This is a genomic window from Acidobacteriota bacterium, assembly GCA_034211275.1.
Lineage (GTDB): Bacteria > Acidobacteriota > Thermoanaerobaculia > Multivoradales > JAHZIX01 > JAGQSE01.
In genome coordinates this window covers 57,069-74,302 of sequence record JAXHTF010000010.1, presented here as the reverse complement: position 1 = coordinate 74,302, position 17,234 = coordinate 57,069, and the positions used below count along the sequence as shown (strand labels likewise).

Sequence of the window (17,234 nt, the reverse complement as noted above, 5' to 3'; positions counted from 1 at the left end):
CGAGGGTTGGTTCAGCGAGCGGCCGGAGTGGTGGCTCGAAACCATCCGGAGACTGGGCTTCGAACGCCATCCCGAGCCCCAGGGCCTGGACTTGATGTGCGTACCCTTCGAACATCCCGCAGCGGCCCGGGAGCTGGCCTCGGAGCTCTTCTACACCCTCGGGGATAGTGATTTATTCTGAACAGCAGGGCTGTTCTGGTGACCCGGCCTAGTCTGCAGCGTGCGCGGAGCCCCCGGCAGCCTTCCCCTCGGAGTTCTTGGAAAATTGCCGCTCTTGCAGCTCCTCTCCAGCTTCCGAGACCGACCGCAGACAGTAGTTGCCAGGAGCAAGATCCTGCCAGACGGAGCTCGGAAGCTGCCACACCCCACCACCGTCGTCGGCCACCTTGGGCGACACCGGCTCGGCGGCAGCGGGGAATCCCACTGCCAGCGGCGAGACCTCGACCCAGCGAGCGCGAGGATGGAGCTCCAGCTTCGGCAGCATGGAGTCGCCTGGGGTGTTGCCATCGGCGCCGAGAGGAGCTTGGGGAGAGGCCTCCGGCCGCCGGGGCGGAGTTTCCAGACGAGCCAATAGGCCGGTGAACCAAGATCCATAGTATCGACGGCGGAAGCGCTGAGCCGAGTCCGCGAACCACTGCGGCGCCCGAGGCTCGACGGCGGCGCTGAGGTTGTAGCGGTGGCGAGCCACGGCCTCAGGAACCAAGACCGCGTTGAGGCCCGCATCGCGCAGACGCAGCAGCCAATCCGTCTCCTCGAAGTACAGGCGGAAGCCATCGTCGAAGGTTCCAACGCGATCCCAGGCCTCGCGGCGAATCGCCAGCAGTGCCCCGCTGAGGGCGAAGGTCTCCATGGGCTCCCGTGCCGACCAGTGGCGCCGGGCGTGGCGCCGCCAGCGACGACGGGCCCAGCGGCTCCAGCCGGGGCCCCGCCGTGCCAGCGCCGCCGCCAGCTCCCAGGTTCTGGAGCGCGGCTCCTGGGGCGGCAGGAGCAGTCGGTCCTGAGCATCCCAGGTGAAACGGGGACCAGCGGCAGCAGCCCCCGCGTCGAGAGCTTGCGCCAGGCGACCGAGACAGCCGGCACGAACTTCGACGTCGGGATTCATCACCACCAGGCGATCCGCCGAGGCGGCTTCGAAGCCTCGATTGACCCCAGCGGCAAAGCCTCGGTTGGTCCCCGGCCCCAAAACTTGCACCCCTAGCCCCTCGAAGCCCTCGCGGTCCCCGGGCTGGCTGTCGTTGTCGACCAAGAGAATCTCGGCCTCGAGCTGGCTGGCCTGGAGATCCCGGCGCACGGCCGCTACCGCTGGCGGCACCAGCTCCGGAGTGCGGTAGTGGACCAGCACGACGCTCAGGTCCGGGGGCCCCGAGGCCGAGGCAGAAGAGGAGGACCGGCTCATAGATCCGACTCCTGCACCGGCCCGACCAGGGGCTCCTCGCGCCACTGGCCGGAAACTACCCATTGGGCTGCCGATTCCACCGAGCGAGCGGCGAGTCGCTCTCGATAGCCCCGGGCGATGGCCAGGCCTCGGCGCCGGGCTCGGCGCCACTCCGCCGCGGAGCCCAGGAGCTGCTGCGCTGCGTCGGCGAAGGCCTTCGGGTCGTCCCAGGGCACCAGGAGAGCCGCGTCCGCCGCGTAGTCTCGAAAACAGGAGATATTGGACGCCACCACCGGAACCCCGCAGGCCATGGCCTCGAGCACCGGCAGGCCGAAGCCCTCTTGCTCCCAGGAGGCTGCCAGCAGCAGATCGCAGGAGGCGACGATCTCCGCCGCTCGCGAGGGCGGCACGTGGGTGTGGAATTCGTCCGCCTCGAAGAGGGCCCGCTCCTGGTCACTCAAAGGCCATTGGGAGAGCCGCACGAGCTGGAAATCGAGTCCCTGCCGGCGCAGCTCTCGCGCGGCGTTCAGGGAGGTCTCCGCACCTTTCCAATCGATCTCGAAAGGCGAGGTGACCAGGATCCGCGGCGGGCTTCCGGGGCGACGGCGGAATCGGGAGGCGGGACGCCAGAAAGCCTCCAGAGGCTGGGTGACGACCCGCGAAGGACGTCCGAAGCGTTCCTCCAGCAGCCGCGACAGGTGGGGGGCGACGGTCCAAGCCGGAAGCGGCCGTCGATAGGCCTGGAGGATTGCCGGATGGTCCGACCGATTGTGGGTGTAGAGCCCTTCGAACCCTTGGCAGAAGTGCACCACCTCGCCGGCGGCTCCGCGCTCCGCGGGCTCAATGGTGGTCCAGTAGGTGGCCACCGTGAGGTCTACCGGAGGCAGCGGTGCGCTGGAGAAATCCGCCACCGGTTGCAGCTCCGCTTCTACCGGAAACCACTCCGGTGCCGGGCCTTTGCTGAGCAGAATCACCCGATGGCCCCGACGCACCAAGAGGTTCGCCTGATGCAAGACGACCTTCACCCCACCGAAGAGGGCCGTGTCCTCCAGCAGGAAGCAGATGGAGAGCTTGGGCGACAAGAGATCGCGGGTCGTGGCTCAGCGGCGCAGAAGGTGCTGGCTCAGGGAGCCGGCGGCCGGGGTTGACGGCGCAGAACAAACTTGCAGTTCCGGCAGATGAAGTTGGCCGGTGCTTCCTCCATCCCGTACACCCAGCGGCGAGCCCGGGCCATCTCCGGTCCTTCGAGAACCTCGCGCACCGAGCTTTGGTTCAGATCCCCCACCTTGACGGTCTCGTTGTAATCCTGGCAGCACAGGATGGCTTCGGCCCGGGGAGTGATGTGGAGGTGTTGGAGGGGCCGGGAGCCCATGTGGTCACAGCCGCACAGCTGCTTGTCCCGGTCCCGGGTGGTGAGGCCGACCTGGAGGTAGCCGGCACGGTCGTTCACCACCCAGCGGGCAACGCCAAAGCGGCTACCGGCGAAGCGCTGCTGGATCTCTTCGAAATCTCGATGGTGGGTCTCGTCGTCGGTGCCCAACACCACGATGTCCATGCGTTCCGCTACCGGCAAATCCTTGGCGTAATCGAGGTTGCGCAGCACCTGCTCAAGATGGTCCCCACCGCGCTCCTTGGCGTAGCGCTGCTGCTGAATGGTGGAGAGGTTGATGGAGAGAAAGCGCAATCCCCCCAGCTCCACCAGCTCGTCGATGCGCTTGCGGGTCAACCCGGTACCGTTGGTGAGAGTCGCCGGCGGCAACCCCGCCTCCTTGATGCAGCGCACCTGGTCGACATAGCGCTTGTCGAGGGTCGGCTCGTTGTAGCTGATCATGAACACCGCTTCGATGGGTTCTCCCAGCTCCGCGATCTCACCGACGATGCGCTCGTAGGTCTCGGTGGGCATGAAGTGGTCTTGGCGGGGATCCACCGACACGGGGCAGAAGTAGCAGGCCTGGTTGCACACGGTGTGCGCTTCCAGGGAGACGTATTTGAGGTAGTAGCGACGGCTCACGTCCTCGTCGGCGGGCACCAGCCATCCGGCCTCTATCAACCCGGGCACCGCCTCCTTCGGCAGGCTGTCGATGCCGGCATCACCGTCCTGCAGCCGGCGCACGGCCTCGTAATGCTCCTCCCCCTGAACCAGAGCTTGGTCGGTCAGCGGATTGTAGAGCCGGTCCGGCCCGACGTGGAGGAAAGGATTGAGGCGCGCGGCGGGACTCGCCGCGGCGGCGGGCTGGTCGAGGATGGGGAGAGATGCGGTAGGCGTCATGAGGGACCTCGGAAACGAAGATTGGACGGAGAAAGACCGGCGAAGGAGTGGCCAGCGGGAAGCTCTCCTGGAGAGCGTCGGCTGGCCATCCTACCAGCGACTCCTTGAGCTCGCCGAGAGAGCCGCCCCGCCAGCTTCCAGGGAGCCGGCCTCGAAGGCGGCCGTCTCCGCAGAAGGCGCTTCCACAGGGGCGGACAGCGTCACCACGGAGCCCGAACTCTCCTCGGTTTGCCAGCGATGGGGGATGTGGATCAGGCCGAAGCGATAGCCCTCCGTGGCCACTTCGAAGGCGCCGTGGACGACCTTGGAGTCGTAGGGGTGAAGCGCCTCCTCGTCCATCAGGAAGACATACAGGGAGTACTCCCCTTTGAGCATCGGAAGCTGCGGAATGTCCAGCCGCACAGAATACCGATGGCGGCCCCGGAAAGGCTCCAATCCATCGTGGTAGGTCGAGAGAGCGGCTACCTGTACGCTGTCAGTGCGGTCGATGCCCACGCCCAGGTGGAAGGCTCGCTGGGGCTCGGTGGTCTCCCAGCTCACTTCCAAACTCAGGGGCTGGAGATGCCGGTAGAGGACCGGCGCCGTTCCGCCGGCCTGCCCGTCATCGAGCAGCCTGGCTTCCACGATGCGAGCCGGCCCAGCAGGCCGCTCGGCCACCTCCACCGGGTCCTGCGGCTGCTTGCGCATGAGGAAGTTCTCATATCTGCGCACCACCTCCTCCACCGGCCCCAGGGCCGCGATCTTGCCGTCCTTGAGCCACAGGGCTCGCTGACAGAAGGAAGTGACGTAGTACATCGCATGGGAGCAGAAGAGTAGGGTGCCACCGCCGCGGGTGAACTCCATCAGCCGATCGACGCACTTCTTCTGGAAGTAGCCGTCCCCCACCGACAGGGCCTCGTCGATGATCAGCACGTCCGGCTCCACCTGGGTCGCGATGGCAAAACCCAGGCGCATCGCCATGCCGGTGGAGTACACCTTGACGGGCTGGTCGATGAAGTCCCCGAGCTCGCTGAAGGCGATGATGTTGGGAGTCTTGGCCTCCACCTCTTTCTGGCTCAGACCCAGCATGGCAGCGTTGAGCTGAATGTTCTGGCGGCCGGTGAATTCCGGGTGGAAGCCGGAGGCCAGCTCCAGGATCGAGGCGACCTTGCCCTGTACCTGGACATCGCCGTTGGTGGGAGCGGCGACTCCGGCGAGAATCTTGAGCAAGGTGCTCTTGCCGGCGCCGTTCTCGCCGATGATGCCCAGCGAGTCTCCCGCTGCCAGCTGCAAGTCGATGTCTTGGAGAGAGCGGAACTCTTTGTGACGGGGTCGGCGCAACAAGGCTTCCACCAGGCGATCCCACGGCCGCTGGTAGACACGGTAGGTCTTGCTGAGCCCGCTGGCTTCGACCACAACTTGTTTCATGAGCTCTTATTCTAGCCCTTTTGGCCGAATCCGTTCAGACGAGCGGAAGGCCGCCGGCAGGTAGACCGGCGGCCTTCGCTTGGATTCACAGGCCCCGCAGGGCCCCGGCCGGCACCAACGTCAGCGGGTCGCTCCCACCACGAAGGCCGGGTCGTTGGTGCGGTTGTTGACCACCTGAGCCGCGCTCAGCAGGCTGCCGGAGCGCACCACGATCTGAACCGTGAAGCCTCCCTCGGTCACCCCGTCCGGCAGCGGATGCTGGGCCGGACTGATCTGGCGCATGCGGTCGGCACGCACCCGCAGGCCCTCGAGGAGTCCGAGCTCGGTGCCGTCCAGAGCGCGGTAGCGCAGGTCGTACTCGGCGGTGCCCTCACCCGGGTTGAGGACCCAGATGGTGGTGCGCCGCTCGTCGTCCTGCTGCAAGCCGGTGAGGATCTGTAGCTCCCCGGCCTCCGCCGAATCCTGCGCCGTCAGGGCCGGCATTGCCTGGCCGAAGCGGCGGTTGGGATTGGCGTTGTCGTAGGACTCGGCCTGCACCAGCGGGTAGACATCGCCACTGCCGGTGCTGGTCAGCTTGAGGACACCCAGACTGCTGGAGGCGTCCAGGTCCCAACGGTCGATGAGGACGTTGGACAGACGCTTGGTCTCTCCCGGCAGCAGGGTGATGGAGACCGGATCCAGAGGCTCGGCAGCGTTGCCGACGTTGATGAAGCTGAGCTCCGTGGTCTGGTTCGAGTCGGTAATGTTGGACAGAACGCCGTCGGTTTGCCAGAGGCTGCCGTTGAGACCGAAGGTCGCCAGGGCACCGATGAGGTAAACCGTCGACTCGGAGGCTTCCCCCGGCCGCACGAAGGCCAGATCCTCGGAAGCCAAGCGGACATTGGCACCGTAGGGATAGATCGGCCCGCTGCTGGACAGCACCTCGATCTCCACCCGGTAGTCCGTCTGGTCGCTGACCCCGAAGTCGCGGATCGTCCGGACCTGGAATTGGCGCTGACCGTAGGCGGCCACCGACAGGGGATCCAGATCATCTCCGATGGCCTCTCCATTGTGGTTGAAGAAGCGCAGCTGGAAGCGGGCCGGCGTGTCGTTGGGGTTGGTGATCCCGAAGAAGCCGAGACGCTGGAGGTCGTCGTTGAGCCCCATCAGATGGAGCACCTGGCGACCGGTCTCGGTGGACTTGGGGAAGCTTCCCATGGACACACCGGGCACGGCCTGGCCGAAGGTCTGACCATCGGGCTGGAAGGTGCGGTGGTAGGAGACCACCGTCGGCGACGGCAGCTCGCCGTCCTCTGCTTCCACCTCGATGTAGCCGGAGACATTGTCGACTCCGAACTCATCCGCCAGCACATCGGCGAAGTGAGCGGTCGCCCCTGCGTCCAGCGAGAAGCTGGTGGTAGGCGGCTCCTCGTCCGGCACCGGCCGACGCAGGAAGCGCATGGTCAGGTTCTGGGCCTCTCGCGCCGGGTTGTGCACGAAGAGGGTGCTCACCTGGTCGAGGGCACCTTGCCCCTGCACCACCCACGGCAGGACGATCTTGCCGAAGTCTCCCAGCGGATCGCCCTCCACCGTGAAGGCGCCGGAGGTGGAGTCCTGGTCCTCACCGTCGGTGACGGTAAGAGTGACCGTGTAGTCACCCGGCTGGCTCCAGGAGTGGGTCTCGACGGCGGCATTGCCGGAAGTCCCGTCACCGAAATTCCAGGAGCGGCTGGTGACGTCGCCGTTGCTGGTGTCGGTCAACGTGACCTCGGCACCGGTGTTCAGAGTGCACGAAATCTGGCCCGAGACACTGAAACAGGAGGCCCCGGTGACGTTGAAGCGAGCCTGCAGCGTGGTACCGCCGCCGCCGCCGCCGCCGCCGCCGCCGCCGCCGACCACGATGGTTTTGGTCACGCTGTCGGTACATAGACCAAAGCTGCAGCTGGTGTCCGGCTTGGAGATTTCCAGGGTCACCGTGTACGCGCCGGCTGAGCCGAAGCTGTGAGTGGCGATGGAACCCTGGGAGGCAGCGCTGCCATCGCCAAAGTCCCAGCTATAAGCGGTGGGACCACCGGTGGAGCTCGTGCCGTTGAAGGTCACGCTCTGCCCGACTCCCGGAGAGGTGGGCGCGAAGGTGAAGTTGGCGTTGAGGGCACCGCCCCCGCCGCCGCCACCACCGCCACCGCCGGGCTGGGAGATGTTGACGTTCTTGACGCCCTGAGCCGTGCTGCAACCCGAGTTGGTGGCCCGCAGCGTCTTAATGCCAGCGCTATCCCAGGTGACGGAGATGCCGCTGGTGCTCGACGTTCCGGTACCGCCGGCGGTATTCCAGCTCCAGCCCGAAGGATTGGGCGTGCAGTTGGAAGCCGATGCGCTGAAGGTCAGATTCTGTCCAGTCTGGCCAGCGTTGGGGCCGGTGATGGTGATGGCCGGCGTCGGCGGCGGAGTACCGCTCTGGATCACGATGTTGAAGACGTGCTCGAAGGTGTCGGTCTGCGAGCCCTTACGGATCCGCAGCACCGGCCGGAAGGTGCCGGCGCTGGTGTAGGTGTGAGAGGTCACCGGCGCGGTGTTGCTGGAGTCCTCGAAGCTGCCGTTGCCATCCCAGTCGTAATCGTAGAAGTCGGGATCGCCGGTGGAGCTGTCGACGAAGGTCAGGGGAACGTTGGTCTCCCCGAAGCAAGTCCCGGCCTGGCAGAACGCCGAGACCTGGAAGCCAGCCTCCAGAGGCACGATGTTGTCGATCTGCACCGAGATCGAGGCGCTTTCGCGCTCTGTCTCAAGGCAGTTTCGCACCATCACACGGACTTGGTAGGTGCCCACCACGCTATAAGTGTGGGTCGGATTGGGCCCATCCACCGGGTCATCGGTCCAGCCGGTGTAGCCGTCGCCGAAGTCCCAATTCCACTCTGTCGCACCCGGCGCGTCCACGCTGAAGGTCACCGTGGCGTTGGGCGGCGGAGTCGGGAAGCCGGGGTAGGTGGGCGAGAAGGTTCCCGCCGCCGGCAGGGTCGGCGGCGCCTGAAGGGTGACCGCAGGGCTGCTCGCGATATCCGAGCCCGCGCCGTTGGACACCGTAACTTCTGCGGTGTAGGTCACACCGGTGGTGTCGGAGGGGTCGGAGGTCCAGACGAAGGGGTTGCCGCTGCCGGAAGCCACAACACCACCGCCGGTCTCGCTGACCTCCCAGGCGAAGTTGAGCGGCGGCTGCCCCGTCGCGCTCTGAGCGGTGAAGGTCACTGGCTGACAGAGCAGCGCCGGATTGGGGTTGGCGGTCACGTTGGGGATGTTGGGTTCCGCCGGCAGCACCGTCAGCGTCTTGTTGGTGCTGTCCGATCCGGCACCGTTGGTGACCTGCAAGTTAATAGTGCGGTTGCCCGAGGTGCCGAAGGTGATCCCCGAGGGATTCTGCTGCGTCGAGGAACCGGGACTGCCGTCGGCAAAGTCCCAATCCCAGGCTTGCGGCCCGCCCACGCTCTGGTCGACGAAGCTGACCGAGGTTCCGGGATAGACCTGGGCCGGATTCCAGCTGAAGTTGGCTACCGGCGGCGAGCCCCCGGTCCGCCGGTGAACGTCGAAGATCGCATGGCCAGCGCGGTAAAAGTGATCGCCGGAGAATTTGCCAGCGAAGGGCGCCACGCGGTTGAAGCCATGGAAGCCATTCTGGCGGTAGTACCACCCCCAATAGCTCACCGGCGCGCCGTTGATGACGCGAGTGCCCTGAGGGCTGATGTCCACCGGGTTGTTGGGGTTGCTGACATCGTAGAGGTACTCGCTCTGGTCACCGCTCTGGCAGAAGCTGGTGTCACCGAAATAGACGAAGGGAGTGTTACCGGTGGCGCGGCTGAAGGTCGCGGTGCCGTCGCCGCTGGAGGGCATGTTGCGGGACCAAACGGGGCCACCGGGGGAGCAGAAGCCACCGGTGATGCAGCTCACGTTGTAAATCCGGGCCTGGGAGTCGGTGCGCAGAGCGACATAGTAGCTCGCGCCCTCCTGCCACATGGCGACGCCGTAGACGCTGTCGTTGCCCAGGGCGTCCATCACCAACTGCGGCGCCGAAGGGTTCGCGACATTCCAGATCTCGATTCCCTTGGGATTGAATTTGGAGCTGACCACGATGAAGTTGCCAGCGCCGTCGATGAAGTGGGCGCGGGGGCGGGTGCCGATGCGCCCCTTGTAGACGCCGGGGCAAACGGTGGTGCCCGGCTGGCTCTCGGTGCAACGGGTGGCCAGTGCCTTGGCGGCGGTCATGTCATAGGCGTAGATGCCGCCGTCCCGGTCTCCGACCAGGAAGGCGTAATCGCGGGAGCCGATGGTAGCCGAGTAGACGCCTTCGCCCTCGCGGCTATTGCCAGTGTCCTGATACTTGACCACCGGCGACGACTTGTCGCTGGAGTCGTAGATCACCAAGCCGACGCCATAGACGCCGGCGACGGCAAATCGGTCCGCCTTGTTGGGCGGAGCATCGATGTCTTGGAAAATCGAGAACGCGTGTCCGTCACCGTCCCAGGCAAGGCCCAAGCTGTTGATGCCTCGGTCGAAGGTCGCGGACGGCCGGCCCGGGGTGCTCTGAGCGTTCCAGATCTGCACCCGCATGCTGGTAGCGGCGAAGACGTAGCCCTGCTCGATATCGAGGTTGTACCAGTAGGGGTTGTTCTCGAAGGAACCAACACCATCGAAGTTGGTGGAGTCGCGGTTGCCCGGAAGAGTGCCGGTGTCCGTCGGCTCGATCTCTCCCCACAGTTGTGAGTTCACTCCCACCGCAGGGGTGGCGTCAGAGCAGTAGTTGCAGGTGGTATCGCATCTTTGCGCCAAAGTGGAGGGACCAAGGGCGGCCGCGGCGGCAAAGACGATGAGGGAGAGGAGGAACCCTGCGAAGTTTTTTCTGGGTGAGTGAGTGGTCATAACCAACTTGGCTCCTGTGGATCGAAAACGCGAGCAGATCGAGAAGAGACGATGAAAAGAAGGCGACATGACGCTCGGCATCATGATGGCTACAGCGGACAGTAGGCTCTTCAAGAGTCGAGATGCTTTTATAGCAAAATCGACCGATTCACGCAAGCGGGGCCCGGAATCTCGCGAAGGGGCGGAACCCCCTCTGCAAAGCCTGACCTAGGGGGCTCCTGGGCTTTCTGACGAACCGAAGCTCGTCGCCGCTTGCGGGAGGGCTCTATGCTGCCACAGCTTAAAGCGCCCAGTCCAGCCCCGTCTTGGCTATTTTTGATCTGCCCTCTCGCGGGATAGTTGATAACCGTATCAACAAAGTGCTGCCGGCGGGAGATCTTCGCTGGAAGAAATTGGCGCCTTTTACCAAGTAACGAGGGAGGCGATGCGGACGACCGAGGGCAAAGGGAACAGGCCGGGAGATCGGATTCTTGGCGGAGAGGTATCGGAGCGAGCAATGGAAGAGCAGGAATCGCCCAAAGTGCGGGTACAGAAAGCTCGCTGAGAAGTCGGCCGCGGTGGGGCCGAAACAGACAAAAGGGGACGGACCCCGAAGGATCCGTCCCCTTTTCTTGTCAGGCTTTACCTAACTGGGTTTGTCTTACTCGACACCCAGCGGCAGGATCACGTCGCTCGGAGCGGTGGTGACCGTGAAGGTCTTGGCCAGCGCGCTGTCGAGGTGAACCGCCTGGTAACCAACGCTGAACAGGCCGGAGGCGCTGTGCACGGTGGTCACGAAGGACTGCTTGATCGGATCGACGACGCTACCGGTCGTGGTGTTGAGGTTCATGTAGAACCAACCGAAGTCGAAGATCGAACCGAAGTCGTTGGCGTCAGCCCGAGTCGCCTCGTAGGGGCAGGGAAGGACGCCTTCCAGGGTCGGCGGCGGCGAGAAGGGCGAGCCCTCCACGACAACCGGGTTCTCCTGCTCGTCGAAGATGACGATCTGGTTCTGGGACAGCGGGAACGGATCCACGGACACGGCGCCAGCAACGGCGGAGCCGCAAGTGAAGAAGCCGCTCTCGTCGCGACCGGTGTCGCGCCAGCAGACGACGTCAGTGTCGTCATCGAAGGCACCGACGGTACCGGCGAAGTAGCGGGCGGCCCAGGTGGTCGCCAGCGGCTCGCGGTTGTCGCTGCCGTCGTAGCCGACGTAACGGCCGTAGAAGGTGTAGTCGCCAGGCGTCCAGAAGCCGGTGTCGGTGGCCTCGATGTGGACGAGGGAATCACCCTGGGCGAACGCGTTCGGCACGTCGACCCAGAAGTAGTCGCCCCAAAGGACGTTGGCGTTGCCGGCGATGCCCTGACCGCCGTTCACGAAGTAACCGGGGCTGCCCGGGAACTCGAGGGAGCAGGCGTTGGCGACATCGACGGTCACGTAACCGCGGTAGACGCCGTCACCGTAGTCCACACCACCGCAGAGACCGCTGTTGGCGAAGCCGGCCGGAGCCGCACCGCCGGAGTGCAGGTTCTGGATGTAGGTGAGCAGCGAACCCGGGATGTTGGCCGGCAGCGGGAAAGCGCAAGCCGGGAAGTTGACATCCGCGAAGGAGAACTCACCCGGAGCGTTCGGGGAGATGGCGTCGTCGCCCGGGTCGAAGTTCGGGCCGGTCTGCGGGATCGCGCCGGTGGTGAACAGGTCGCCCAGGTTGATGGTCACGACGTCGAAACCGGTGAGGTAGACGTCGAAGTCAAGCGTAGGCCGGGAAAGGTCGGTCCACAGGGTGACGTGGGCCAGGACCGGGGCGGCCGAAGCGTTGTTGATCGAGAACAGGGTGGTGACACCGGCAGCCGGAGCGACCTCGAAGTACGGCAACAGCAGGGTAGCCGCAGGCACGGAGTCGATGGCGCCGATCTCGGCGAACGCCGAGCCGCCGAGCACGAGAAGCCCGACGATGGCGATAGAGGCGATGAACTTCCTCATTACTAACAGTCTCCAATTCAATTTTTTTTGGTCCCAACGACGGGACCCGGTAAAAACGCACTACGAAAGTCTTACGGCCACCGGACGGACACTATGCCCATCGGCGAACCTAATCTCGCAGTGAATCTCCTTCTCCTCTCAAAGACTAAGGGCGCATCACCTCCCGGTCAAAAACTCGAAAACCTAAAAGGTCTAGTGATCTTCTTGGTCAGCAGCCTCTCCCGCGGGCACCAGGTAAAAACAAGCACCTATTGGAATCCCGCAGTTAAGTCGGCTACTTCATGGAACTATAGGCCTTCCTCAGTCGACATGTCAAGGCCTTCGCTCGCTCCCAGATCTTTTTGCGAAGCCTCGGTTTGCGCAGAGTCAGCCGCAGCCTTCTCGGCCTGGGACGATTCGGTACGCCAAGCCATGATCGCTCCGGCGCTGGTGCAGGTGACGGGGAACTCCGTCATGGGCAGAGCCGAGCCCTCGTCGGCGAAGGCCGCCACGATTTCGTCCTTCCCGTCGCCATTGAGATCCGCCAAGCGCACTGCGTAACCCCGGCAGCCGCGGGCGCTGTGCAAAGAAGTGGCCGCTTCCCGCGTAAAGGTGCCCTTGCCGGTGCCCAAGAACACCATCACCCCGCCGTCACCGGTGGACACGACGATGTCCGCGTTCTCGTCTCCGTCGACATCACCGGTACCGAGCGCCCATAGGCTCAGCCGACTCTCCTCGAGGAAGAGAGTGCGCCGCTCCCAGGTATCGTCGGGGCGAGAGAACAGCACGTCGAGGCCGGTGCGCCAGAATTTCAGCTGCCAGCTGGCGTAACCGATGGCGATGTCGTCCCGACCGTCGCCGTCGAAGTCGGCAATCCCCACGGACTGGAGATAGGCGTTGGGGCGTATTTGATCCACCGTGTAGCGCTCCCACTCTCCGTCCTCGCTCCCGAGGTGCAGGATGTTCTGACGCCCCAAGAGATTCGAAGAGGTCACCAGGTCCAGGCGCCCGTCGGCGTTGACGTCGCCATAGGCGAGGTAGTCCCCGAACAGCCCGGAGGTCTTCTTGTCGGCGCCGAGGCGCTCCCAGGTGCCGTCCCCGTGATTGAGATAGACGGCGACCCCAAAGGCCTGGGAAGAGACCATGCCGGTGGTCTTGTCGCCTTTTTGCCCGGCGGGCCGGGGGCCCTCCCCCGCGGCCAAGATGTCGATACGACCGTCGCCGTTCCAGTCCGCGAGCTCGATGGCCCTAGTGGAAAAGCCGGAAGCGTCGGAGCCAGCGCCGGGAACCTGCAGATCGAGGCCCTCGCTCCACACCTCGAAGACACCGGGGCTGCTCTGGCGAAGTGCCAGCAGCCCCCGCAGGTGGAAACCGAAAGCCAGGTCGGTCAGGCCGTCACCATCGAAATCGGCAGCAGCGGCGTCACCGTAGTCGTAGGGCGCCCGGGGATAGCGGGCCTCGCGCCAGAGCTTCCAATTGCCCTCGCCGTCCCCGAGGAAGATGCGGGGCACCGGAGCCCCCTTGCGGGCCGGGCCGTGAACGATGTCCAGATGACCGTCGCCGTTGACATCGGCGATGTCGAAACCGTTGCGCCACATGCCCCGGCGCGGCAACCCCTGATCGAAGGGGATGTAGGTCAAGCGGTCGCTCTCCCCCACCTCGACCTGGTAGCTGGCGGCGACGGCCGCTTCCTCCTTGGCTCGCCGGGCCTCCACCTCTTCTCGGGTGAACCCAGGGCGGTGCTCGCGGGGCTTGTAGATCTTGATGTAGAGGTTCTCGTCATCTTCTTTGACCAGATCGAAGATGAACCAATGCTTGTAGCGCACCTGGTTCTCTCCGTAGTACTGGTAGGTCCCCTCTTTCTTCGGCAACTTCTTGACGAAGTACTCCTCACCCTCGTCGTCGGTAAGCCATTTCCCGTCCTCCGGCTCCAAGGAGCCGAGGTCGTCCATGGGGTCCTCTCCCCGCTGCATCCCCATTTGGCCTTCCGCGGGAAGCGCCAGGGGCAGGGCGAAGAGCGCACTGAGCAGGAAAGCCACGACGGCGATTCGGCCGCGCAGCGGCCAAGTCGAGAGGGCTGGAATCATGGATCGTCTCCCTTGCTGGAGGGCCCGAAGCGCGTCGGGCATTGAAAGCTGAGGTGGCTGGATGGTCTGCGGAGCTATGCTGTTTTGCGATATTCGCTTCGGCGAGGTCTCCGGCAGCAGCGATGGGCTTGAAGCCGCCGCCTCCAGAGGGCGAATGGTAACAGAAGCAGCTTCGAGGTCAAGCACCGTCGCCTCTCCGCCTTCACTGTGCGTCGAGAGTGGCGGCCCCCGTTGGCGGCTGAAGAACGAAGAAGACAGGATTGCGCCGAGCAATAGGATAATGGCATAATCCATAAATTCCTCCCGGTGCGCGGGATCGACTTGCTTGAATGAACTGGAACGCGCGCTTGTCGCGACCTCCGCAGATCGCCCCCCCATGGCTGATCGAAGGAGTCTTTATGTGCTGGACCTCGAAACTCTTTGCATGCGCTGTACCCAAAGCCCGGCCGGCCTCCCGACGACGGCTGACTCTGGCTGCAGTCTTGATTCTGACGGCTTCGGCAGCGCTGCCGGCGGTGGCTCAGAACTGCGACACCACCTGCAATTACTGTGATTTTGCCACTCCCGCCGTACCGGTCCCGTCGGCGCTGTGGAACGGCCTAGAGCCCGCCTCCACAACGACCCTGCCGGGCAATCGCGACTCCACCGACTTCAACGGCGTGGGCAGCTTCGAGCTGAACCCCTACTGGCTGTCGCTGGATGTAGAGCAGAATTTCGTCTTTGCTGCCACCAGCATGCGCTTCCAGATTTGGGATGCCCGCTTCAATCCCGGCTCCCCCTCCGCTCTCCTCGATTCGGGCATCAACAGCCTGCCGTTCAACTGGACTCCCGACGCTCACGCCTTCTCGGTCTTCACCGACATCGACGCTCCGCCCGGCAAGGCGGACCGCGTCGCCATCGGCGGCGTCTATGGCCTCGGCGTCGCCATCGTAGATACCAGCATCAAAGACACTCCGAGGATCAAGTACCAGGACACCGGCACCCTCGCCAGCCGCGAGGTGCGGGCCGTCTACACCACCACCATCGACTCCCGCGACTATGTCTTCGTCGCCGCCAACCGCGAGGGTGGCGTCTTCGCTTACGACATGACCGCCGCCATGAACCTCACCGGCCGCTGCAACGAGAACCAGCCCGGCACCACCTTCTGCCCGGGGATCTACCTCGGCAAGATCGGCTCGCGCATCCGCGCCAATTACCTTGACGGCGCCGGCGACTTCATCGTTCTCAGCTCCACCTTCTCGCCCCGCGGCTTCGAGATCTGGGACGTCTCCAACCCGTCCCAGCCCTCGATGGTGATGGACGCTTTGAGCGGCGACAGCATCTACGGTGTCGCGCTCTGGCAGGACGGCGCCGACTACTACCTGGCCGCTCGCACAGACACCCAGGCGCGCATCTACGATGTCTCCTGCATCACCGATGGCTTCTGCTCTCCCGGCTCTCCCATGTGGTCCCGGAGCATGGATCCGGTGGGCGACCCGCTGGTGACCTTCAGCCGCTCCACCGGCGATATTCCGTTCCTCTATTTCGGCGACAGCGGCTATTGCCAGAGCGGCAACCAGAAGGAATGGCTCTACGACGTTCGCAATCCCTCTTCGCCGACGGATATCAGCCCCCAGGGCACCGTGGTCATCAACGGCGCACCGGTGAGCTATTGGGGCTGGTATTACCGTCAGAACGGAGTCCACGGCTTCAATCGGGTCGCGCCGCGAGTGGGCAAGTTCTCCGGCGACTATTTTTTCCGCGCAGGCCATGCCATCTTCGACGTCCACCGGCGCACCGGCGGCGCGCCGCCGAACCCGGACTTCACCTGGACCCCGGCGCAGATCTATCCCGGCACCCAGGTGGACTTCTTCGACTCCAGCACCGGCGGACCGACCGCTTGGGATTGGGACTTCCTCCCCGACGGCAATCCCGGCGGCTCGACCAGTCAGAACCCGGCCAACATCGCCTTTGACGGCGCCGGCAGCAAGACCGTCGCTCTCCAAGCCAGCAACGGAGCCGGCAGCAACAGCACCCAGAAGAATCTGACGGTCTTGGAACCGGAGCCGGTGGTCACCGGCGTCGCCTCATCGCCCAACCCGGCACTGCTCTGCCAGCCGGTGACCTTCACCGCCCAGAATGTCACCGGGCAACCGCCGCTGACGTTCAGCTGGCAGATCAGCCAGAACGGCGGGGGCGTGGTGGCCTCCGGCGGCAACGTCAACCCCTTCGTGTGGACCTCGACGCCGGGGCAGACCACCGGCACCACCTACACCGCCGAGGTCACGGTCACCAACTCCGCCGGCATCGACACCGCGACCTCCGCGGCGGTGACCCTGAATCCACTGGATCCGCTGCCCGCCAACGGCGCCTTCACGCCCACCTACGACGGCCAGCCGGATCCTCCGGCCACCGGCACGGTGCAATTCCACGCCGGCGTGTCCGGAGCGACGGAGTGGAATTGGAGCTTCGGCGACAACCCCGGCGGCGGCCCCAACAACGACGGCTTCGAGGGCTGGACCAGCGACCCCGTCGACGGCCCGAATCCGGTTCACACCTATGACGTCGCCGCCACCTACGACGTCCAGGTGATGGTGCGCAACTGCGCCGAGGTGCCCCGCACCAGCGCCATCTTGGCGGTGGACGCGAGCAACGCGGAGCCGGTCATCGCCGATTTCCGCGCCTCGCTCTTCTGCGCCGCCGGAACTTGCTTCGCCGACGTCAACGTCCCCATCACCTTCATCGACGAGAGCATCGGCGAGCCGGATTTCTGGGACTATGACTGGGACGGCGACGGCAGCTTCGAGGACGAAGACAATCCCGCGCCGGTGACTCTCTTCACCTACACCTCCACCGGCACCTTCCACCCGCGGCTGCGGGTCCGCCGCAACTCCGCCTCGGACATCTACGAGGGCCATCCGATCATCAACGTCGGAGGAGCCCCGGAGCCGTCGGTGACCGTCACCGGCCCCACGACCGCCGACAGGGGGCACGCGGTGACCTTCAACGCCTCCACCACCAACTGCACCCCCAACGCCGACGGCTGGACCTGGACCACCTCCGGAGGCGTCGGATCCTCCAGCACCTCGCAGTTGACGGTGGCTTGGTTCTCCAACGGCGCCAAGACCGTTGAGGTCTCCAACAGCGCCTGCGGCGCCGCCAGCGACAGCTTGACGGTGAACGTCAGCGGCAGCGCGACGGTGGTCTTTACCGACGGTTTCGAGGCAGGGACCTTGGGCGGCTGGACCACCAGCGTCACCGACAACTGATCAGCCTGCCGTGCGCGAAACG

9 protein-coding genes are annotated in these 17,234 nt (G+C 65.0%); 2 read left to right on the top strand and 7 right to left on the bottom strand.

Annotation, left to right across the window (positions count from 1 at the left end; genetic code table 11):
* Positions 1-181 (top strand): hypothetical protein (locus tag SX243_03700; protein ID MDY7092055.1); only part of this gene is annotated, 181 nt, incomplete at its 5' end.
* Positions 182-208: 27 nt separating this feature from the next.
* Here the strand turns inward: SX243_03700 and SX243_03695 are convergent.
* The 7 genes from SX243_03695 to SX243_03665 form a co-directional block, all read right to left on the bottom strand.
* Positions 209-1,396 carry a glycosyltransferase gene (locus SX243_03695; GenBank protein MDY7092054.1) on the bottom strand — a complete coding sequence of 396 codons (1,188 nt, stop codon included), beginning with the start codon at positions 1,394-1,396 and terminating at the stop codon, positions 209-211.
* Positions 1,393-2,457 carry a glycosyltransferase family 4 protein gene (locus SX243_03690; protein MDY7092053.1) on the bottom strand — a complete coding sequence of 355 codons (1,065 nt, stop codon included), beginning with the start codon at positions 2,455-2,457 and terminating at the stop codon, positions 1,393-1,395. The genes SX243_03695 and SX243_03690 overlap by 4 nt, the downstream gene beginning before the upstream one ends.
* A gap of 41 nt (positions 2,458-2,498) precedes the next feature.
* The gene (locus SX243_03685) at positions 2,499-3,644 is read right to left on the bottom strand and encodes a radical SAM protein (GenBank protein ID MDY7092052.1); all 1,146 of its coding nucleotides are present in this window, start codon (positions 3,642-3,644) and stop codon (positions 2,499-2,501) included.
* A 90-nt stretch (positions 3,645-3,734) separates the two neighbouring features.
* Positions 3,735-5,051, bottom strand: coding sequence for an ABC transporter ATP-binding protein (locus SX243_03680; GenBank protein ID MDY7092051.1), 1,317 nt, complete (start codon positions 5,049-5,051; stop codon positions 3,735-3,737).
* Positions 5,052-5,171: 120 nt separating this feature from the next.
* Positions 5,172-9,785: a PKD domain-containing protein gene (locus SX243_03675; protein MDY7092050.1), complete on the bottom strand. Its 4,614-nt coding sequence runs from the start codon at positions 9,783-9,785 to the stop codon at positions 5,172-5,174.
* Between the two features lie 790 nt (positions 9,786-10,575).
* Positions 10,576-11,898, bottom strand: coding sequence for a hypothetical protein (locus tag SX243_03670; GenBank protein MDY7092049.1), 1,323 nt, complete (start codon positions 11,896-11,898; stop codon positions 10,576-10,578).
* A gap of 287 nt (positions 11,899-12,185) precedes the next feature.
* Positions 12,186-13,964, bottom strand: a complete 1,779-nt coding sequence (locus SX243_03665; protein ID MDY7092048.1) for a VCBS repeat-containing protein — start codon at positions 13,962-13,964, stop codon at positions 12,186-12,188.
* A gap of 482 nt (positions 13,965-14,446) precedes the next feature.
* Between SX243_03665 and SX243_03660 the strand changes: the two genes are divergently transcribed.
* Complete coding sequence (locus SX243_03660; protein MDY7092047.1) at positions 14,447-17,212, top strand: hypothetical protein; 2,766 nt, start codon at positions 14,447-14,449, stop codon at positions 17,210-17,212.
* The last annotated feature ends 22 nt before the right edge of the window (positions 17,213-17,234 follow it).